The organism is Pseudonocardia zijingensis (genome assembly GCF_042657305.1).
Classification (GTDB): Bacteria; Actinomycetota; Actinomycetes; order Mycobacteriales; family Pseudonocardiaceae; genus Pseudonocardia; species Pseudonocardia zijingensis.
The window spans coordinates 1-19,875 of sequence record NZ_JBHSKO010000047.1 but is presented as its reverse complement, the minus strand read 5'-3'; the positions used below and the strand labels follow the sequence as shown (position 1 = coordinate 19,875).

At 73.7% G+C, this 19,875-nt stretch carries 21 protein-coding genes; 11 read left to right on the top strand and 10 right to left on the bottom strand.

What is annotated here, in order from left to right:
• The 3 genes from ACFPL3_RS41135 to ACFPL3_RS41125 all read left to right on the top strand — a co-directional run.
• The coding region (locus tag ACFPL3_RS41135; RefSeq protein WP_379590499.1) for a transposase at positions 1-206 on the top strand (206 nt) is incomplete at its 5' end.
• A 136-nt stretch (positions 207-342) separates the two neighbouring features.
• Positions 343-1,386, top strand: a complete 1,044-nt coding sequence (locus ACFPL3_RS41130) for an NAD(P)-dependent alcohol dehydrogenase (protein WP_343946869.1) — start codon at positions 343-345, stop codon at positions 1,384-1,386.
• A 10-nt stretch (positions 1,387-1,396) separates the two neighbouring features.
• Positions 1,397-1,861 carry a MerR family transcriptional regulator gene (locus tag ACFPL3_RS41125; RefSeq protein ID WP_343946870.1) on the top strand — a complete coding sequence of 155 codons (465 nt, stop codon included), beginning with the start codon at positions 1,397-1,399 and terminating at the stop codon, positions 1,859-1,861.
• Here the strand turns inward: ACFPL3_RS41125 and ACFPL3_RS41120 are convergent.
• The 5 genes from ACFPL3_RS41120 to ACFPL3_RS41100 form a co-directional block, all read right to left on the bottom strand.
• Complete coding sequence (locus tag ACFPL3_RS41120) at positions 1,851-2,012, bottom strand: hypothetical protein (protein ID WP_343946871.1); 162 nt, start codon at positions 2,010-2,012, stop codon at positions 1,851-1,853. The genes ACFPL3_RS41125 and ACFPL3_RS41120 overlap by 11 nt on opposite strands.
• A 100-nt stretch (positions 2,013-2,112) precedes the next feature.
• Positions 2,113-3,264 carry an alpha/beta hydrolase family protein gene (locus ACFPL3_RS41115; RefSeq protein ID WP_343946872.1) on the bottom strand — a complete coding sequence of 384 codons (1,152 nt, stop codon included), beginning with the start codon at positions 3,262-3,264 and terminating at the stop codon, positions 2,113-2,115.
• 55 nt (positions 3,265-3,319) lie between these two features.
• On the bottom strand, positions 3,320-4,258 hold the full coding sequence (locus ACFPL3_RS41110; RefSeq protein ID WP_343946873.1) for a VOC family protein: 939 nt from the start codon (positions 4,256-4,258) through the stop codon (positions 3,320-3,322).
• A 16-nt stretch (positions 4,259-4,274) separates the two neighbouring features.
• Complete coding sequence (locus tag ACFPL3_RS41105; protein WP_343946874.1) at positions 4,275-5,405, bottom strand: FAD-dependent monooxygenase; 1,131 nt, start codon at positions 5,403-5,405, stop codon at positions 4,275-4,277.
• Between the two features lie 11 nt (positions 5,406-5,416).
• Positions 5,417-6,406, bottom strand: coding sequence for a cyclase family protein (locus ACFPL3_RS41100; RefSeq protein WP_343946875.1), 990 nt, complete (start codon positions 6,404-6,406; stop codon positions 5,417-5,419).
• A gap of 109 nt (positions 6,407-6,515) precedes the next feature.
• On the opposite strand from ACFPL3_RS41100, the gene ACFPL3_RS41095 reads away from it, so the two are divergent.
• Together ACFPL3_RS41095 and ACFPL3_RS41090 are read left to right on the top strand one after the other, a co-directional pair.
• Positions 6,516-7,460 carry a LysR family transcriptional regulator gene (locus tag ACFPL3_RS41095; protein ID WP_343946876.1) on the top strand — a complete coding sequence of 315 codons (945 nt, stop codon included), beginning with the start codon at positions 6,516-6,518 and terminating at the stop codon, positions 7,458-7,460.
• Between the two features lie 71 nt (positions 7,461-7,531).
• The gene (locus ACFPL3_RS41090) at positions 7,532-8,656 is read left to right on the top strand and encodes a sulfite oxidase (protein ID WP_343946878.1); all 1,125 of its coding nucleotides are present in this window, start codon (positions 7,532-7,534) and stop codon (positions 8,654-8,656) included.
• A 4-nt stretch (positions 8,657-8,660) separates the two neighbouring features.
• Here ACFPL3_RS41090 and ACFPL3_RS41085 read toward each other — a convergent pair whose 3' ends face one another.
• Positions 8,661-9,854, bottom strand: a complete 1,194-nt coding sequence (locus tag ACFPL3_RS41085; RefSeq protein ID WP_343946879.1) for an MFS transporter — start codon at positions 9,852-9,854, stop codon at positions 8,661-8,663.
• On the bottom strand, positions 9,851-10,420 hold the full coding sequence (locus tag ACFPL3_RS41080) for an NADPH-dependent FMN reductase (RefSeq protein ID WP_343946880.1): 570 nt from the start codon (positions 10,418-10,420) through the stop codon (positions 9,851-9,853). Before ACFPL3_RS41080 ends, ACFPL3_RS41085 begins: the two co-directional genes overlap by 4 nt.
• Before the next feature lie 128 nt (positions 10,421-10,548).
• On the opposite strand from ACFPL3_RS41080, the gene ACFPL3_RS41075 reads away from it, so the two are divergent.
• Positions 10,549-13,455: an ATP-binding protein gene (locus ACFPL3_RS41075; RefSeq protein ID WP_379590919.1), complete on the top strand. Its 2,907-nt coding sequence runs from the start codon at positions 10,549-10,551 to the stop codon at positions 13,453-13,455.
• On the opposite strand, the gene ACFPL3_RS41070 is transcribed toward ACFPL3_RS41075, so the two are convergent.
• Positions 13,456-14,298 (bottom strand): DUF222 domain-containing protein, encoded by an 843-nt coding sequence (locus ACFPL3_RS41070; protein WP_343946638.1) that lies wholly within the window; start codon positions 14,296-14,298, stop codon positions 13,456-13,458.
• Positions 14,299-15,253: 955 nt separating this feature from the next.
• On the opposite strand from ACFPL3_RS41070, the gene ACFPL3_RS41065 reads away from it, so the two are divergent.
• The gene (locus tag ACFPL3_RS41065; protein WP_343946637.1) at positions 15,254-15,649 is read left to right on the top strand and encodes a DUF488 domain-containing protein; all 396 of its coding nucleotides are present in this window, start codon (positions 15,254-15,256) and stop codon (positions 15,647-15,649) included.
• A gap of 3 nt (positions 15,650-15,652) precedes the next feature.
• On the opposite strand, the gene ACFPL3_RS41060 is transcribed toward ACFPL3_RS41065, so the two are convergent.
• Positions 15,653-16,348: a helix-turn-helix transcriptional regulator gene (locus ACFPL3_RS41060; protein ID WP_343946636.1), complete on the bottom strand. Its 696-nt coding sequence runs from the start codon at positions 16,346-16,348 to the stop codon at positions 15,653-15,655.
• 91 nt (positions 16,349-16,439) lie between these two features.
• Here ACFPL3_RS41060 and ACFPL3_RS41055 point away from each other — a divergent pair, with 91 nt between their 5' ends.
• From ACFPL3_RS41055 to ACFPL3_RS41040, 4 genes are all read left to right on the top strand, one after another.
• The gene (locus ACFPL3_RS41055; protein ID WP_343946635.1) at positions 16,440-16,880 is read left to right on the top strand and encodes a hypothetical protein; all 441 of its coding nucleotides are present in this window, start codon (positions 16,440-16,442) and stop codon (positions 16,878-16,880) included.
• Complete coding sequence (folE, locus tag ACFPL3_RS41050) at positions 16,877-17,515, top strand: GTP cyclohydrolase I FolE (protein ID WP_343946634.1); 639 nt, start codon at positions 16,877-16,879, stop codon at positions 17,513-17,515. The genes ACFPL3_RS41055 and folE overlap by 4 nt, the downstream gene beginning before the upstream one ends.
• Positions 17,508-18,788, top strand: coding sequence for an NAD(P)/FAD-dependent oxidoreductase (locus ACFPL3_RS41045; RefSeq protein WP_343946633.1), 1,281 nt, complete (start codon positions 17,508-17,510; stop codon positions 18,786-18,788). Before folE ends, ACFPL3_RS41045 begins: the two co-directional genes overlap by 8 nt.
• Before the next feature lie 159 nt (positions 18,789-18,947).
• Entirely contained in the window at positions 18,948-19,076 is a 129-nt protein-coding gene (locus tag ACFPL3_RS41040) for a hypothetical protein (protein WP_343946632.1), read from the top strand.
• Positions 19,077-19,081: 5 nt separating this feature from the next.
• On the opposite strand, the gene ACFPL3_RS41035 is transcribed toward ACFPL3_RS41040, so the two are convergent.
• Positions 19,082-19,546, bottom strand: coding sequence for a hypothetical protein (locus ACFPL3_RS41035; RefSeq protein ID WP_343946631.1), 465 nt, complete (start codon positions 19,544-19,546; stop codon positions 19,082-19,084).
• Positions 19,547-19,875 lie beyond the last annotated feature (329 nt).

Below are 19,875 nucleotides of genomic sequence, written 5' to 3'. Positions count from 1 at the left end.
GTGTCGAGGGCACCATCAGCCAGGCGGTAACGGTCACCGGCCTGCGCCGAGCCCGCTACCGCGGCTTGCCCAAAACCCGGCTCGAGCACGTGTTCTCCGCCGTCGCGCTCAACCTCATCCGCCTGCACGGCTACTGGCACGGCCACCCTCTGGACCGCACCCGAACCAGCCACCTCACCCGACTCGACCAGACCCTGGCCGCCTGACCCAATTAGCCAGCAGAGTCGCCAGGCGTCGGGAAACGCTCCAGGCCGCCGATCATAGGGGTCAGGATCCCGGCGGGGACGGCCGCGGACCAGCGGACTTGCGCTGGAGTGCGCTCCAGCTCCTAGCGTCGCTGCCATGCGCGGCACAACGGGATACGCGGCCTTCGGGCCCGGTGAGGATCTGCGGCCCTACACGTTCGAGCGTCGCGATCTGCGTCCCGACGACGTCGCGGTGCGGGTGACGTTCTGCGGGATCTGCCACAGCGATCTGCACGCGGTCGAGGCGCTCACACCCGGCGGTGACCCGTTCGTGCCGGGCCACGAGTTCGTCGGGGAAGTGGCGGCCGTGGGTGCGGACGTGACCGGTTTCCGGGTGGGGGACCCGGTCGCCGTTGGGAACATCGTCGACTCCTGCGGGGTGTGCCCGCCCTGCCGCGCGCATCGCGAGGTCTATTGCGAGGAGTGGCCGGTCACCAGCTACGGAGGTGTCGATCGCCACGACGGCACGATCACCCGTGGCGGCTATGCGAGCGAGTACGTCGTGCGGGAGGCGTTCGTCTACCACCTGCCGGAGGGTCTGGACCCGGCCGGGGCGGCGCCGTTGATGTGCGCGGGCGTCACGACGTTCGACCCGTTGCGGCGGGCGGGGGTCGGGCCCGGTGATCGGGTGGGCATCGTGGGGCTGGGTGGGCTGGGGCACCTCGCGGTGAAGTTCGCGAAGGCGCTCGGCGCGCACGTCACCGTGTTCACCACCTCGGAGGAGAAGGTGCGGGCGGCGCGTGATCTCGGCGCGGACGCGGTGGTGGTGTCCACCGACGACGCCGCGATGGCCGCGGCGGAGCGGACGCTCGACCACGTCCTGGACACCGCGTCGGGCAAGGACGACCCGACGCCCTACCTGCGCACGCTGCGGCTGGACGGCGAGCTCTGCATGCTCAGCACCCCGGACCGCTACGAACCGGAGGCCATGGCCCTGCTCGGGCGGAGGATGACGCTGTCGGCGGGGGCGGGCACGGTGCGTACACAGGAGATGCTGGACTTCTGCGCGGCGCACGGGATCGTGGCCGACGTCGAGGTGCTGCCGTTCGCGGAGGTCAACACCGGGTTCCGGCGACTGGAGAAGAACGACGTGCGGTACCGGTTCGTGCTCGACGTGGCCGGTGGGCGGGTTCGTGCATAACGTGGTGCGGGTGAGCGCCTCCTCCTCGTCGCGGGACGCCGTCGGGATCCGGGAGGTGTCGGAGCGGACGGGTCTGAGCATCGACACCCTGCGCTGGTACGAGCGTGCGGGCCTGCTGCCCGACATCGACCGCGGAACGGACGGCCGCCGCCGCTACTCGCCGCTCGCGATCGGGTTCGTGCGGCTCGTCCAGGTGCTGCGCCGGACGGGGATGCCGGTGGCGGAGGTCCGCAAGTTCGTGCAGCTGGGCACAGTGGGGCTCGAGCACCACCGGTCGCGGGTCGCGTTGCTCGAGGAGCACGCGGCGGCCCTCGAGGAGCGGATGGCGCAGTTGCGGGCCGACCACGCCACCGTGCAGGCCGAGATCGCGCACTACCGCGACCTGATCGCCCGCGGCGTCGACTTCAGCGCCGAGCTGGCCGAGCAGGACGTGCGCGGTGACGCTCCGGCGGCGTGGCGCCGGGTCAGCTCATGAACCGCTCGAGGAAGTCGAGCTTGGGCTGCGGGTCCCGATGGACGATCAGGACGGTGGCGCACACCACACCCGCCTGCAGCACGGGACGGCGGCCGATGCGTCGTCCAACGCGATGCAGACGGCCTGCACCCAGCTGGCCCTGCGCGACCACCGAGGGCCTCGATCCGGCGCGGCTCGACCTGGCACGCGAGACCCTCGCCGAACTCCGACGCCACCTGGAAGCCGAACTCCCCTGATGCGCTGCGCCGCCTCTAGATGGCGAAGGTGTCCGCGACCCAGTCGGCGACGAACGTGCTCACGTGGGGCAGGTGGTCGAGACCGATGTGCTCGGCGCCGCCCTCCTCGGCGGTGAAGATCCGCAGCTCGCGCTTCGGGCTGCGGACGGCCTGGTCGTAGGAGCGGTGCGCGTACTCGAGGGGGATCTGCCGGTCGTTCGCGCCGTGGGCGACGAGGAAGGGCACGGTGATGTGCTCGACAACGCCGTCGAGGTGGATGCCGTCGGCGAACTCGATGAAGGCGTCGAGGTCGTCGTGGCCCCACACCCAGAGCACGTGCTCCCAGTAGTGGGGCACGGGGCGTTCGCCCTCGCGTTCGAGGCGCCGCCGCTGCACCGCGCCCCAGTTGTGGTTCGCGCCCCAGGCGACGCAGAGGGCGAACCGCTTCTCGAAGGCGGCGGCGCGCGGGGCGTAGTAGCCGCCGAGCGACCAGCCGACGACGCCGATGCGCGCGGCGTCGACGTCGGCGCGGGTCTCGAGCCAGTCGACGGCGGCGCCCGCCCACGCCTCGGCGTCGACGCGGGCGGTCAGGCCCTGCAGGCGCAGCGCCTCGCCGGTGCCGGGCTGGTCGAGCATCAGGCACGAGATGCCGCGGGCGGCGAGCTCGGCCCAGTGGCTCGATGTGTACATGTGCTCCTTCGTCGAGTCCAGGCCGTTGACCAGGACGACCACCGGGGCCCGGCCGTGCTCGGTGGCCGGGGCGGCGCTGAAGTACGCGGGCAGGGTGGTGCCCTCGTACGGGATCGCCACGCGGGTGATCCGGGGGTCGCGCAGGCGGAACGAACGCTGCGCCAGCTCCAGTACCCGCCGGTAGGTGGGGAGGCGGTTCGGGTCGGACCGCGACAGCATGCGCTCGGCCTGGCACAGGTAGTTGGTGGCGCGGAAGGACAGCTCGCCCGCGGTGCGGGTGCGGCCAGCCTTCTCGGCCTCCTCGGCGCGGTCGACGAGCTGGTCGGTGAGCGCGGTCCAGGCGCGCAGGAACTCGGGGGTGCCGGCGTCCTCGCCCCGGGCCGCGGCCTCCCGGATGGCCCGGCAGGCCCGGTCGACCTCGTCGATCAGGCCGCCGCTGTTGAGCGCGGCCACGACGCCCAGGTTCCAGACGTAGTTGCCCGGGAAGTACTCGAACACGGGATGTCCTCTCAGCGCTTCCTCGCGCGCGGCCGGTTCCGGGCCGGGCGCCGCATCAGACGGGAGGGGCCACGAACAAGCCCTTGTCGGGGTCGTTGAAGGAGCGCTTCGCCACGAACTCGTTCATGGCGTTCGCGGTGCCCCATTGGTCGGAGACCTCGGGCTGGGTGAAGTCGTAGAGGTGGGGGTGCCAGGTGTCCTCGTCGACCTGCTCCAGCTCGGTGGTGTACTCCATGGTGTTGCCGCTGGGGTCGAGGAAGTAGCTGAAGGTGTTGTTGCCGGCCAGGTGGCGGCCCGGGCCCCAGATCTTCTCCACCCCGGCGCGCAGCAGCCTGCCGGTGCCGCGCATGTACTCGTCGATGCCGCGCATCTCGAACGAGGCGTGGTGCAGCGACGGGTGCGGGCAGCGGGCGATCGCCATGCTGTGGTGCCAGCTGTTGACCCGCAGGAACCACATCATCGCGCCCATGCGCGGGTGCACCAGCGTGTCGGACAGGGCGAAGCCGAGGTGCTGCTCGTAGAAGGCGCGGGTGGCCTCCGGTTCGGCCGAGTTGATCACGACGTGGGACAGCCGGACCGGGATCGACTCGCCCTCCTCGATCCGGCGGTGGGCGCGGACGGCGACGTCCGAGGAGATCTCGACCGTGCGGCCCTCGTTGTCGAAGAACCGGAAGCCGTAACCGCCACCGGGGGTCTGCAGCGCGCCGGGCTCGCTGACCAGTTGCACTCCGGCCGTGGCCAGGCGGGCGGCGAGCACGTCGACGTCGGCGGCCGTGGCGACGCCGAAGGCGATGAGGTCGATCCGCTTCTCGGCCGCCTTGCGCAGCCGCACGACGTACTGCTCGGGGCTGCCCTCGGCGGCGAGGAACGTCAGTCCGGTGTCGCTGTGTTCGGGCGTGAGGCCCCACGGGCCCGTGTAGAAGTCCAGCTGGCGGGCGTGATCGGGCACGGCGAGGTCGACGTGCCGCAGGTGCGTGATCAGGCGTTCGGTCATCTCGTCTCCTCGGGGTTCAGGCGGGCCGGCCGGTGAGGGCGGCGATGCGCCGGAACAGCGCGGGGGCGTCGCCCTGCACGTGGTCGAGCAACCACCGGGCGAGCTGGTTGGACGCATCCACCACGGTCCGGACGCGCTCGACGCGGCGGTCGTGGAAGGCGTCCCACAGGTCCTGGTCGAGCGCGTCCCGGCCGAGGAGGAGCTCGGCGAGCACCGCCGCGTCCTCCAGCGCCATCGCCCCGCCCTGGGCGAGCGTGGGCGGGCAGGTGTGGGCGGCGTCCCCGACGAGCACGACCCGGCCCCGGTTCCAGGGCGCGTCGAGCAGGTGGGTATCGAACCAGGTGTAGTGGACGTGCGCGGCGTCGGTGAGCGACCCGCGGATCTCGTCCCACGGGCCGTGGTAGGCCTCGGCGAGCCGGGTCATCGTCGCGAGCCGTTGCTCGGGGGACAGGTCGCTGCGGTCCTGGGCGTCCTCGACGATGTAGGCGTAGAGCGAGTCCTCGCCGGTGGGGCAGTAGCCGGCGATGTAGGAGGGGCCGCCGTAGTAGAGGTCGGTGCGGGTGACGCTCGCCGGGCGGGGGCCGAACGCCCGCCAGATCCCCATCCCCACCGGCCGCGTCTCCAGCTCGATCCCGACGGCGCGCCGGGTCCAGGACCGCACCCCGTCGGCCCCCACCACCAGCTCGTACCGCACGGTGGAGCCGTCGGAGAACCCGACGTCGACGCCCGCGTCGTCCTGGGTGACCGTGATCGGTGCGACGCCGAACGCGATCTTCACCCCGGCGTCGGCGGCCCGGTCGAGGAGGATCCGGGCCAGCTCCGGGCGCGGCATGCCCGTGGCGGCGGGCAGGTCCGGGCCGCCGGTGCGGGCGTCCGGGATCTCCGCGACGACGGTGCCCGCCGCGTCCGGGGCCCGCAGGCCGGTGACGTCGAAGGCGTAGCCCCGCTCGCGCACGCGGTCCCAGACGCCGAGCGCGCGCAGCTCGCGCAGCGCGTTGCCCTGCAGGGTGATCCCGGAGCCGAGCGCGGTGGGCTCCGGCTTGACGTCGACGAGGTCGACGGCCACACCGTCCGCGGCGAGGTGGATTGCGGTGGCGGTCCCGGCGAGACCACCGCCGACGACGAGGACGCTGGTGACGGCGGGCATGCGTTGCTCCCTCACTTCACCGCGATCGGGTTGACCGGGGCGCCGACGGCACCGGTCACGGGCAGCGGGGCGGCGACGAGCAGGAACTCGTGGACCCCGTCGGCCGCGCAGTCGGTGGCCAGCGCGTCCAGGTCCCACATCTCGCCGACGTAGAGGCCGATGTGCGGGATGACGACCTGGTGCAGCGGCTGGAACGCGTCGTCGAACTCGTTGGGCCGCACCTCGAAGCCCCAGGTGTCGGTGGCGATGCCGGCGATCTCGGTGCCGTGCAGCCAGTCGGCCGTGGTGAACGACAGGCCGGGTGCGGGGCCGCCCGCGTAGTCGCCCCAGCCCTCGCGCCGGGCGCGGGCGAGCCGCCCGGTCCGGACGAGGACGAGGTCGCCCGGCCCGACCCGCGCCGACGCACCGTGGGCCGCGATCGTGGCCTCCAGGTGCTCGGTGGTGACGGCGAACCCGTCGGGCAGCTCCCCGTCGGTGCCGAGGACCCGGCCGACGTCGAGCAGCACCCCGCGGCCCGCGATGTGCGCGGCGGCCGTCTCGATGCCGGTGACCCGGTCGCCCTGGCTGGTCACGACGTCGCCCGCGCGGCGGCCGTTGTAGGCGAGCCCGTGGTCGAAGATGTGCCCGAGCCCGTCCCACTGGGTGGAGGCCTGCAGCGGCATGAAGACGACGTCGTCGGCGCCACCGATGCCGTGCGGGAAGCCCTGGGTGCCGCGCTCGGCGTCCAGCCCGGTGTCGAGCATCGTGTGCACCGGGTTGGTGCGCCGCCGCCACCCCTTCTGCGGCCCGTCGGCGTCGAACGACTGGGCCAGCGAGAAGCTCGCGCCGCGCCGGACGAGGCCGGCGCCCTCGCGGCGCTTGGCGTCGTCGAGGAAGTTGAGGGTGCCGAGCACGTCGTCGGCGCCCCAGCGGCCCCAGTTGGAGCAGCGCTTCGCCGCGGCGGCGATCGCGCCTTCGGCATCGGCGCCGTCGATAGCGGTGGCGGGTGGCGAGTCGGGCACGTCGTCTCCTCGTCGAGGCGGGGTGGCTCCACGATGCGGGAGGTCCTGCGCCCCGGGAAGACGAGATGCCTGATGCGCGGCATCAGCTTCGTGGATATCCTCCGCCCCCGTGCACCTCGGTCGCCTGGACCTCAACCTGCTCGTGTCCCTCGACGCGCTGCTGCGCCAGCGCAGCGTCACGCGGGCCGCGGCGGAGATGGGGTTGTCCCAGCCGGCGCTGTCGGCGTCGCTGGCCCGGCTGCGCAGGCACTTCGACGACGAGCTGCTCACACGGGTAGGCAACAGCTACCGGCTCACCCCGCTCGCGGTGCAGCTGCAGGACCTGGTGCGGGTCGCGCTCTCCGGCATCGAGCGGGTGTTCGGCGCCCAGCCCGGCTTCGACCCCGCCCGCTCCCGGCGCGAGTTCTCCGTGCTGGCCAGCGACTACGTGGTCGTCGTGCTCGGGGACGTGCTCGCCCGGCTGTTCGCCGAGGAGGCCCCGCACGCCCGGCTGCGGTTCGCGGCCACGAGCCCCGAGCTCGTCGATCGGGCGGAACAGGTGCTGCTCGGCACGGACCTGCTCCTGCTCCCGCACGGCATCGTCACCGACCTGCCGCACCGCGAGCTCTACCGCGACGAGTGGGTGTGCGTCGTGTCGGCCGACAACACCGCGGTCGACACCGGGCTGACCGTGCGGCACCTGGAGACGCTGCCGTGGGTCACGGTCTACCACGGGCCGACCGCGGCGACGGCTGCCGCACGTCAGATGCGCATGCTCGGCATCGAGCCGCACGTCCAGGTCGTCACCGAGAGCTTCCTGACCGTTCCCGGCCTGGTCGCCGGCAGCGACCGCATCGCGCTGCTGCAGCGCGGGCTCGTCGACCTGCTGCCGCTCGACACCGGGATCCGCGCGCTGCCCGTGCCGTTCGAGGCCGGGCCGCTGGTCGAGGCGATGTGGTGGCACCCGGTCTACGACGACGACCCCGAGCACCGGTACCTGCGCGACCTGGTCGCGCGGGCGGCCGCCCTCGCCGTGGAGCCGCCGACCGGATCCGCGGACCTCGCGCAGCCTTGACCGGGTCCGTACGCGGTGGGATAAACGCCTCCCGGTCGAGCGCCTGGTACCGGCCGGGGGAAGGACGCGTCATGACGTCCACGGTCGAGACCGCGTTCGCCGCCCACAGCAGGCCCGCGCGGTTGAACGAGCCCGGTGCCGCGATCACGCGGCAGGAGCTGCAGCTCGCCGCCCGCAACCACGGCCTTCCGCTGGAGATGCTGCGTGCGGAGCTGACCCCGCCGGGGCTGCACTACCTCCTGATCCACTACGACATCCCGTTCGTCGACCCCGCGGCGTGGAGTCTGGAGATCGGCGGGGCGCTCGGGCGGCCGGTCACGCTCGACCTCGCCGAACTGACCCGGCTGCCCCGCCGCAGCGTCCGCGTCACCCTCGAGTGCGCGGGGAACGGACGCGCCCGCCTGGACCCGCGGCCGGAGAGCCAGCCGTGGCTGGTGGAGGCGGTGGGCACCGCGGAGTGGACCGGCACCGCGCTCGCGCCGCTGCTGCGTGCGGCGGGGCTGTCCGACGCGGCGCAGGAGGTGGTGTTCACCGGTGCCGACCACGGCGTGGAGCGGGGCGTGGAGCAGACCTACCAGCGCGGCCTGCCGCTGGCCGAGGCGCTGGGGGAGGACGTGCTCATCGCCTACGAGATGAACGGTGCGCCGCTGGCACCCCAGCACGGCTACCCCGCCCGCCTGGTGGTTCCCGGCTGGTACGGCATGGCGCACGTCAAGTGGCTGACCAGGATCGACGTGGTGACCGAGCCCTTCACCGGGTACCAGAACCGAGTGGGCTACCGGGTTCGCTCGACCCGGGAGGAGGAGCCGGGGGTGCCGGTCACCCGGATCGAGCCGCGCGCGCTGCTGGTGCCGCCGGGGTTCCCCGACTTCCTGTCCCGGCACCGGTTCGTCCACCCGGGCCCGGTGACCCTGGAGGGCCGGGCGTGGTCGGGGTGGGGGCCGGTGACCGGGGTCGACGTCAGCGTCGACGCGGGCACCACCTGGCGGGAGGCGGAGCTCGGACCGGAGACGAGCGGCCGTTGGGCGTGGCGGCGGTTCACCGCCGCGTGGGACGCGCGACCCGGTGAGCACGAGATCTGGACCCGTGCGCGGGATGCGACCGGCCGGCTCCAACCGCTGCGGCCCCCGTGGAACGCGAGCGGGTTCGTCAACAACGAGGTGCAGCGGGTCCCGGTCACCGTGCTGGCCGCCTGACGGGTCAGGTGGCGAGGACCAGCGCCACGATCGCGGGGCCGAAGGCGGTGCCGAGCAGGTAGCAGAGGGTGAACATGCCGAGGGCGGGGGAGCGGTAGGGCGCTGGGACCGCCTCGGCCGCGTGCCGCGCGAGCGCCCCCTGGCCGGATGCCGCCGCGATCGATCCGGCGGCGAACGCGACGAGCAGGATCGGCACCGCGGCCACCGTCCACGCGACGAGGGTCGCCGCCACGACCGTCGCGGCGAGGCCGGCCGCGACCGTGCGCAGGTGCAGGCGGGCGGTGACCGCGACGACCACCCAGGACAACCCCCCGCCCAGCAGGTACGGCCAGAGCATGACGGCGCCCACTGCGGCCGGTGACCACCCCGTCTGCCGGGCCAGCAGGACGGGCGCGGCGTAGAAGAGCCCGAAGTTGACGATCGCCAGGAACAGCGTCGTCGCCGCGGCGAGCAGGAAGGCGGGCGACCGAACCAGTACCGCCGGTAGGAACCCGTCGGGGCGCCTGCGCAGGTGCACGGCGAGCGCCCCGGCGGCGAGCGCGGCGGCCACCGCGGCGGGGAGCGGCTGGTGCGGGATGGTGACCAGCGCCGTGACGAGCGCCATGAGCAGTGCCGCGCCGGTCACGTCGAACGGTGCGGTGACGGTGGCCCCGCCGGGCCCCGGCCGTCGCAGCACCACCGGCAGCGCGAGCAGGCCGAGCGCCGGCAGGGTCAGGGAGGCGCGCCAGTCGATCAGGCTGCCGGCCAGCGAGCCGACGAGCGGCCCGGTGGCCCCGAGGGCGGCGAGCGCGGCGCTGATCAGGCCCATCGTGCGGGCCCCTTCGGCGAGGGTCATCGCGCACGCGAGCAGGCCCGCGGTGCCGAGGCCCAGCAGCGCCGTGCCGAGCGCCACGACCGCCATCGTCGGGTGGGCGTTCACCAGGACCGCGCCGAGCAGCACCAGCACCGCGCAGGTCGCGAGCGTGCCCCGCACACCCCGGCGGGCGAGCAGCCCGGCGAGGAGCGGCGTGCCGACGGAGATCCCCCACCCGAACGCGGTGACGACCCACGTCGCCGACGCGACCGTGGTGCCGGTGTCGCGCGCGATGTCCGCGAGGACGAGGGCCGGACCCCCGATGCCGAACGACAGCGGCGCGGCGAGCAACGCGAGCCACGGGGCCGCGACCCGGCCCGGCGCAGCGGTGCGCTGGACCGTCACGCCGGCACCCGTTCCGGCGCGCACGCCGCGATCGCCTGCGTGATCAGCGCCTGCACCCGGGTCAGCGCACCGTCGTCGAAGAGCACCCCGTGGTCGTCGACCAGCGTGTCGACGCGGGGGAACACCACCGGCTCCTCGTTGACGAGCAGCGCTCCCACGCCGCCGGCGAGGATCGCCCGCAGGTGGTCCTGCGCCCAGCGCGCGCCGTAGCCGGACGGGGACGCGCTCATCACGGCGACGCGCTTCCCGGTGAGCACGCTCGCGCCGTACGGGCGCGAGGCCCAGTCGATCGCGTTCTTGAGCACGCCGGGGATGCTGGCGTTGTACTCGGGCGTGGAGATCACGACGGCGTCGGCGCGCGCGATCAGGTCCCGGAACCGCACGACCGCGATCGGGTCGCCGGCCGCCTCCACGTCCTCGTCGAACAGCGGGAGCGAGTGGATCGGGGCGATGTGCACGTCGTCGACCGCGGGGTGGGTCCGCGCGAACTCCGCTGCGGCGCGCACCAGGGCGCCGTTGGTCGACGCGGCGCGCAGGCTTCCGCACACCATCACGAGGGTGGCCATCGGGGGTCCTTCCAGGAGTGCTCGACTGTCGCCCCCCACCGTCGCCGCCTGAGGTGGCCGCCGGCATCTGGCACATTCCTCATTCCGGCGCCCGGGGTACCTCAACCGTCCGGTGCGAAGATGCAGGCGTGGACCCCCGAGCACCGCGCTGGTTCGTCGGCCGCGCCGCCGCGCTGGACCGGCTGGACGGGGCCTACCGGCGCGCCGTGGCGGGGGAACCCGCCGGCGTGCTCGTCTGCGGGGACGCCGGGATCGGCAAGTCGACGCTCGTCGCGCGGTTCGTGGGGAGCAGCGGAGCGGGCCAGGTGCTCACCGGTGCCTGTGTGCGGCTCGCGGACGACAACTCGTCGTTCGTCCCGTTCGTCGGCCTGCTGCGGGCCGCGGTGCGCCGCCGCGGGGTGGACGGGATCGACGCACTCGTGGGCCGCACCGCGCGGGCCCACCTCGCCCACCTCCTGCCCGACCTCGGCGACCCGCCCCCGCCCGACGAGGGCACCCGGAGCCGGATCTTCGCGGCGGTCCTGGCCCTGCTCGAGCGGCTGGCCGAGGACGAGCCGGTCGTCGTGGTGCTCGAGGACCTGCACTGGGCCGACCCGTCGTCGTGGGACCTCTACGCGTTCCTCGTGCGCAACCTCGTCGACGCCCGGGTGCTGGTGGTCGGCACCCACCGGGCGCTGCCCGCCACCCACCCGCTGCGCGAGCCGGTCACCGAGCTGCTGCGCTCGCCGGGCGTCACCCGGATCGAGCTCGCGCCGCTGACGGTCGCCGACACCCGCGAGCTGGTCGCGACGGTGCAGGGCAGGCCCGACCACGCGTTCGCCGACCGGCTGCACGCGCGCAGCGAGGGCAACCCGCTGTTCCTGGAGGCGCTGCTGGAGAGCGGCGGGGACGGCGCCGTGCCGGCCCGGCTGCGCGACCTGCTGGTGGTGCCGGTGGAGTCGCTCCCCGAGGCCTCCCGGCAGGTGGCCTTCGCCGTGGCCGTCGGCGGGCACCACGTGGAGCACGGGCTCCTCGTCGCCGTCACCGGCCTGCCCGCGGCCGAACTGGAGGCCGCGCTCCGGCCCGCGCTCGACGCCGCCGTGCTCACCGCGACCGTCGACGGGTACGGCTTCCGGCACGTGCTGATCGGCGACGCCGTGTACGACGAGCTCCTGCTCCCCGGGGAGCGGATCCGGTTGCACGCGCGCTTCGCCGAGGCGATCGCGGCCGATCCGGTGCTGGCCCCGCCCGCGCTCTGCTACGCACCGGGGGAGATGGCCCGGCACTGGACGGCGGCCAGGGACGTCCCCCGCGCGTTCGCGGCCCTCTGGCGCGCGGCCGAGGAGGGGCGCGAGCTGCTCGCCCACCGCGAACGGCTCGACATGCTCCGCCGGCTGATCGCACTGTGGCCGCGGATCGACGACCCGGTGGCCGTGACCGGCGCCTCGTTCCCCGAGGTGCTGCGGCTGGCGGTGGAGGCCGCGGACGAGAGCGGCGACCTCGACGAGGCGATGGCGCTCTCCGACCGGGCTCTCGACGTGGCGCGGAATTCGGGTGACTCACAGGTCCAGGCGATGGTGCTCGAACGGCGGGCGCGGATCCGGCGGAGGCTCGGGATCGGCGGTGCGAAGGAGGACCTGGAGGCGGCGCTGGCGCTCGTGCCGGTGGAACCCCCGTCGGGGCTGCGGGCCCGGCTGCTCGGCTACCTCGCCCGGCGCGCCTACGTGGAGAGCGACCGCACCGAGGCGATGCGACTCGCCGGCGAGGCCCACGAGATGGCGGAGCGGGTGGGAGACCGGTACGCCGCAGCGCTCGCCACGCTCATCCGGGCCGGTGTGCAGACCGAGGCGGGGGACGTCGTGGGCGGGGAGGACGCGTACCGCTGCGTCCGGAACGAGGCGCGCCGGATCCGCGTGCCCATGCTGGCGATCCGCTCGTACTCCGAACAGGCCGACGCGCTGACCCGCAGCGGCCGGCCCGGCGACGGCGCGCGCGTCGCCCGGGACGGGCTGCCCCTCGCCGCGGAGATGGGGCAGGCCCGCACGCTCGGGGTGCGGCTGGCCGCCACGCTCGCCGAGGCGCTGTGGTCCCTCGGGCGCTGGGACGAGGCCCTCGAGGTGCTCGAGAACGCCGCCGAGCAGCAGCCGCCGCGGGGCTACCTCGCCGCGCTGTGGGCCCTGCGGGGGCGGATCCACTGCGCCCGCGGCGACGTCGACACCGCAGGAGAGCTCGTGGACGCCGTGAACCGGTTGCTGGAGAACCGCTACGACACGGTCGACGAGCACTATCCACAGGCGCGCCTCGCGGCCGCCGTGCGGATCGCCCAGGGCCGCGACGAGGAGGCGCTGGAGATCGCGCTCGACGCGTTCGCCGCCCACGAGCCCACCGGCGAGCCGTACTTCGCGTGGCCGCTGCTGGTGCTCGCCGCCACGGCCGCGCAGGCGGTGGGCCTCCGGTCGGGGCGGGAGGCGGGTGCGTGCCTCGCCGAGATCGCGGCGCGGCTCCCCGCCCCCACCGCCGACGCCCGCGCCGAGCGGGCGACGTACGCCCGGCTCACCGCAGGCACCGGCTCCCGCACCGAGGCGCGCGAGGCCGAGCTCGCGGCGTGGGAGGAGGCCGCGCGGCCCTTCGGGCTGGCGTGGGCGCTGGTCGGCGCGGCGGAGGCGGCGCTGGCCCGCCGCGACCGCGCGACCGCGGCCGAGCGGCTGCGCCGCGCCACCGAACTGGGCACCGCACTCGGCACCGTCCCGCTGCTCGACGAGGTGGCGGCCACCGCGAAGCGGGCGCGGCTGACGCTGGAGCCCGGACCGGAATCCGAGCCGCTCGCGGAGGCCGAGCCCCTGGCGACGCGGCTGGGCCTGACCGGGCGCGAGCTGGAGGTACTGGAGCTCGTCGCCTCCGGGATGACGAACCGGCAGATCGGGGAGCGCCTGTTCATCTCGACGAAGACCGCGAGCGTGCACGTCTCGCGCATCCTCACGAAGCTCGACGTCACCACCCGCGGCGAGGCGGCCGCCACGGCTCACCGCCTGCGGCTGGTGGGCGCCGATCGCTGATCACGCTGCGGCCCGGATCCGCGTGGGCAGCAGGGCGTCGAGGATCGGGACCGGCGCCTCGGCGGGTTCGCGGGTGAGGTATTCGAGCAGTGCATCGGCGCGGCGGGCCTCGGTCCGGTCGAGGACCGCCCCCGGTTCTTGTTCGCGGGTCTGCTCGTTCAGGTCCGGCGGAACCGGCTCGGTGTGGGAGGTGACCGGTTGTCGTTTCGGTACGCGGGCGTCGATGGCGTGGATGAACGCGGCTCCGGCGTCGGGGGTGAGCCGGACGCGGATGATGAGGGAGCCGTCGTCGTCCCAGGTCCAGGTCAGCGACCTGCGGGCCGCCGTGTTGCCGGCTGGGGTGTGCCGGCGCCGCACGGCCCGGACGACGGTTTCGACGTGTCCGGCGGTGCCACCCAGGGCGAGGGTGAGCAGGATCTTCTCGGCGGTCTCCGGATCGGCGACCGTGGTGTACTTGAGATCTGACGTGCCCGCGGCGATCTCGGCGGCCATCCGGGTCAGGGTGGCCGAGTCGGAGCCGACGACCCGGCTGATGGCGCGGACCTTGGAGTAGGAGAGCCGGCCGGCGGCGAACGCCTCGGTGATCTTGGGTAGCTGTTGCAGGGCGTGCGCGACGCGTAGTCGTTCGTTGGCGGTGCGGATGTTCATGCCGGCGCGCCAGGACAGCCAGTGGGCGCAGGAGTGGATGCCGTCGCCTGCCCAGCCGCGGCGGTCGTCGAATTCGGCGAGGAGTACCAGGAAGCGGCATTCGGCGGCGGCGAGTTGTCCGGCGAGGGTGAGGAGTTCGTTTTCGAGGGCGTCGGTGGTGAGGCCGGTGGGGAGGGGGAGGGTGGTGGCGGTCATTGCTTGAGGATGGCAGTCGGGTATGACAATTTCGGGTGGTCCGACGCGGCTTCGATGAAGATTTTTCTCTGCGGGTTCCGCGGAACTCGGCGGGCAAGGATCTCGCTCATGGGGATGTCTGTCGGGCGAGATCACTGCGCGGGTCGGGTTCCGCGGAACGCGGCTGGGGTGGGGCGGCGCGATCCTCGACCGCGACTCGCGTCGGTCTGTCGGAGATGCACCACTTTCGGGTCCACCCCTTCCCGCGGGTTGTGACCACCGGTCCTCGGGTGGGCGGCCTGCGCTTCGCGCGTTGCGGTCACGTGCTGGGCTGGGTGAGGAGATCGATCGATCCGGTGGGCGTGCTGCGAGATGCTCACCTCGCCCTCCCGGGATTCTGGACGAGCACGTCGCGTCGGTGGTGGGGCGACTGTCCGGTGGCTCAGAGCGGGGAAAGCCCCGGTAGCGGACGTCGATCGGGATGGATCGGGACCACGGGACAGTCGCGCATGAACCCCGCAGCGACGGGCCCATCGAGAACCGGCGTGCAGGCCAGGACGAGGCCGAGGGTGGCCTCCGCGACGCGGCGACCCAGCTCGCCCACGCGAGATCAGCACACGAGGCCGGGTTCCGCGGAACCCGGCCGGGGGACACAGCCTCGATTGAGGATGCGATCAGGATGGGTCGGGACCACCGGGGGGTCGCGTAGGCGCCCGGCAGCGACGGGCTCGTCGAGGACCGCGCTACCACGGGGTTCGAGCTCGGGGATCGGGCTACCCGGCTACCCACGCAAGATCAGCACACGAGAGCGGGTTCCGCGGAACGCGGCTGACAGGACGCCGCTGTGGTCGGGCGCAGCTGGGGCGGGGCGAGCAGGAACACCGGCAGCCGAGGTGGCTGAAATGGCGGAGACCTGCTGGACTCGGGTCGGAGGACCTCCCATGACGTTGCAGATCCACATCCAGGACATGCGGGCATGAGCGCGGGGTCGGCCGGCCCGGCCGCTGTGCGGGTGCGTCGCATCTACGAGCCGGTGACCGAACAGGACGGTATCCGGGTGCTCGTGGATCGTCTCTGGCCGCGCGGGGTGAGCAAGGAGAGGGCGGCGATCGACGAGTGGTGCCGGGACGTCGCGCCGTCGACCGAGTTGCGCCGGTGGTACGCCCACGATCCGCAGCGCTACCCCGAGTTCCGCCGCCGCTACCGGCACGAGCTCGAGGCCGGCGAGCAGGCCGCCGCCCTGCGCCGGCTGGCCGAGCTGGCCGACGGGCGGACCCTGACGCTCCTGACCGCGACCCGGGACCCCGCGATCAGTGCGGCCGCGGTCCTGGCCGAGCTCCTCGAGCAGGCTGCCGGTTCCGCTGAACGGTAGGGGCTACGCCGGAGCGCGGGTCAGGGTCACGCAGCACCGGTCCGGCGCCGGGTCCAGCCCGGCTCGCACCCCGGTGGGGCCGCGCTCGCCGAGCATGGCCGTGATGAGGTGCAGGTTCATGCCGCACACGAGCTCGGTGTGCTCCCGCGCAAGCGCGTGGAACGGGCAGTTGGCGAGCTCGACGACGCCGTCTCCGACGCGGGGTTCGTACCCGTGCCCGGCGAGCATCGTGGCGGCCGCTTCCAGGGGTGATCCACCGGGGTCCTCGTCGCCCGCCTCCGTGTCGCCGCCGAGCCGGCGCCCGCACTCGGCGGCCGCGCGTTGCACCGCGTCGAGGACGGGGACCCCGTCCCGCGCCGCGGTCTCCACGGCGCCGGCCAGGATCAGGCCGGCCAGGTCGTAGTGGCGTGGGGGCAGGGTGACCGCGACCTCCCGCTCGGAGCGCCGGTACAGCTTCGTCGGGCGCCCCGCTCCCGGGCCGCGCCGCCCGGTGAGCCGCCGGAACTCCGTGTCGAGCAGCCCTTCCTCCACGAGCTTGTCCAGGTGGAACTTCGCGGTGTGCCGGGGCAGGCCGACGCCCTCCGCGGCTTGGTCCCGGCTCACCGCCTCGGGCTGCGCGGCGACGTAGAGGTACAGCGCGCGGCGCGCCGGTTCGGCGAGCGCGCTGACCCCGCTGACCTGAGAGACGAAGTCGTCCAACGAGCAACCTCTCTAAAGGACACAAGTGTTGACGAAACAAGGTGGCCGTTCTAACGTCCACGGTATCGTCCTTTAGAAGGTGGTGGAAGCCATGACCATCCATCGCGACACGCCGGCATCGCCTGCGAGCATCGATCCCGTCCCGGGCGCCCGGCAGGCGTACCTGCTGCTGCGCACCGTGTTCACGGTGGCGCCGATGCTGTTCGGGCTGGACAAGTTCGCCGGGCTGCTCACCGACTGGGAGGGCTACCTGGCCCCGCAGGTCGACGCGCTCGTCCCCGGCACGGCGCACCAGGCGATGCTGGCCGTCGGCGTGGTGGAGGTCCTCGCCGGTGTGCTCGTGGCGGTGCTCCCGCGCATCGGCGGCTACGTCGTCGCGGCCTGGCTGGCGGGCATCATCGTGAACCTGCTGCTCATCGGCGGCTTCTACGACATCGCCCTGCGCGACTTCGGGCTGCTCGTCGGCGCGTTGGCGCTTGCCCGCCTCGCCACAGCGTTCGACCGCTGGGGCGTCCAGGCGCGGACGTCATGACCGCGACCGCCCGCTCCCTCGCCCCGCCCACGCCGCTTCGGGTCGTCCCTCCCGCCGACGGCGCAGACCTGGCCGCCGCGGAACGCGCCGCCGCCGCGTTCCTCACCGCGCTCGGCGTGGCCACGGACGCCCCCGCGACCGCCGACACCCCGCGCCGCATGGCCCACGCCTACGCCGAGATGCTCAGCCCGCGGTCCTTCGACCTCACCACGTTCGCCAACGACGAGGGCTACGACGAGCTCGTGCTGGCCCGGGACATCCCGGTGCACTCGGTCTGCGAGCACCACATGCTGCCGTTCGCGGGGGTCGCGCACGTCGGCTACCTGCCGGGGGAGCGGATCCTGGGCCTGTCCAAACTCGCCCGGGTGGTCGAGTTGTTCGCTCGCCGCCCCCAGGTCCAGGAACGGCTGACCACGCAGGTGGCCGGGTGGCTGCAGACCCACCTGCAGCCGCGCGGCGTGGGTGTGGTGATCGAGGCCGAGCACATGTGCATGACCCTGCGCGGTGTCCGGGCCGGTGGCACGAGCACCATCACCTCGGCCCTGCTCGGCTGCCTGCGGGAGGACCCGCGCTCCCGCGCCGAGTTCCTGGCCCTCACCGCCACCTCGACCCCGTACGGGGGTCGTCATGGCTGATCGCGATCCACGGACGTTCGCCATCGTCGGCGCCGGACTGGCCGGCGCGAAAGCCGCGGAGGCGCTGCGCGACGAGGGGTTCGGCGGCCGCATCGTGCTGTTCGGTGCCGAACCCCATCGGCCCTACGAGCGGCCACCGCTGTCCAAGGGCTACCTCCAGGGCACGTCCGATCGCGACAGCCTCCAGGTGCACCCCCCGGACTGGTACGCCGCGCACCGGGTCGAGCTGCGCCTCGGCACCCCGGTCGCCGCGATCGACCGCCGTGCCCACGAGCTCGTGACCGGCGAGGGCGACTGGCTGCGCTACGACAAGCTGCTCCTGGCCACCGGGGCCGCGCCGCGGAGGCTGGTGGTGCCGGGCGCAGGCCTCGACGGGGTCTGCTACCTGCGCCGCGTCGAGGACAGCGACCGCCTCCGGTCCGCGTTCCACCCCGGGGCGAGGGTCGTGATCGTCGGCGGGGGGTGGATCGGCCTGGAGGCCGCCGCCGCGGCCCGCTCCGCGGGCGCCGAGGTCACCGTGCTCGAACGCGGCGACCTGCCCCTGCTGCGGGTCCTCGGGCCCCGGATGGCGCAGGTCTTCGCCGACCTGCACCGCGACCACGGCGTCGACGTGCGCTGCCGGACCACCGTCACGGCGGTCAGGCCGGCCCGCACCGACCCCTCGAGGGCCGGTGGGGTGGCGCTCGCCGACGGCACGGAACTGGACGCCGACGTCGTCGTCGTCGGCATCGGTGTCGTCCCGAACGTCGACCTGGCCCGGGCCTGCGGGCTGAACGTCGACGACGGGATCCTCGTCAACCGGCACCTGGTCACCTCGGACGACGACATCATCGCCGCGGGCGACGTCGCCCACGCCTACCACCCGCTGCTGCACCGGCAACTCCGGGTCGAGCACTGGGACAACGCCGTGCACCAGCCTGTCGTCGCCGCCCGCACCATGCTCGGCCGGGCGGCCGACCACGACCGGCTGCCGTACTTCTTCACCGACCAGTACGACCTCGGCATGGAGTACACGGGCTACCGCGATCCCGACGCCCGCGACGAGGTCGTGGTCCGCGGCGACGTCCGGGCCCGTGAGTTCATCGCGTTCTGGCTGGACAGCGGGCGCGTCACCGCCGCCATGAACGTCAACGTGTGGGACGTGGAGGACCCGATTCGCGAGCTGATCCGGTCCGGCGCGCAGGTCGACGCCGGGCTGCTCGCCGACCTCGACGTCCCGCTGAGCCGCGAGACCGTGGGTCCCGGCAGTCGGGGCCGCTCGGCACCGGGGTGACATCCCGCGCCCTTGCGAGCGTGGTGGGCGTGACCGAGCACGACGCCTGGACCGTCGAGTTCGACGGGTGCGACGCGGCCGCCGAGGGCCGCAGCGAGGCGCTCTGCATGCTCGGCAGGGCCGTCGAGAACGAGAGCTGATGCTGTTCTACCTGCTCCGATGGCGGGCTCGGTGGACCTGCTCCAGCGCTGCTTCGCCGGCCTGGAGACCCGCCAGGACGCGCTCTGGTTCAAGCTGCGGCCCGGCGAGACGGCACGGTTCCTGGCCGCCGGGCTGCGCCTCCGATGACGGGTCTACCGCACGGCCGCCTGCCGCTCCCGGCACACGGTCGCGAGGAGCAGCAGCAGGGCGATCTGGGCGAGGACGCCGGGTGCGAGGGTGGGGGCGGAACCGACTGTCTTGGTGACGGCGTACCAGCCCCGCTCCAGCAGCGGCAGCGACTGCCACACGTCGCCGTAATGCGGGTCGAACCGGCCGGCCCCGGCGTTGACCAGGACGTGCTCGATCACCCCGTAGAGCGCGGCGCCGAGCACGAGGACCGCGAGCACGCGGGCCGCGGTCGTGCCCCGCCCGTCGGGCAGCAGCAGGAGTCCGATGGCCACCGCGATGACGGCGAGTGCCAGCCAGGGCACGAGCTGCTCGATGTGGCCCCAGTGGCGCTCGGCGGCGAGTTCGAACGCCGTGGCGAGGACACCGATCCCGGTCAGCGCGATGAGGCCGCGCCGGACGAGCACGATGGGTGCGGTGGTGCTGATCATCTATCTCCCGTTCCGAGATCCCGGGCGCTACCGAAGCGCAGGCACGCTGTGATCACGCTGAGGACGGGGGAAGGGGCGGCCGGTGGTCCCGCCCGTCCCGGGTCGCACGCCTCTGCTCCTGGCGTCGGGGCGGTGCCACCGTCGCCGCATGCGTCGAGAACGACCCATGCCTCGCGACTGGCCGACGGAGGTGCCGACGTGAAGGCGACGATCTCGTTCGGCCGGATCGACGGCATCCCGGTCGGCGCGCACTGGTCGGCGCTCGTCGTCGTGGTGCTGCTGGGCGAGCTGCTCGCGCTGAACGTCCTGCCCGGCATGGCGCCGGGCCA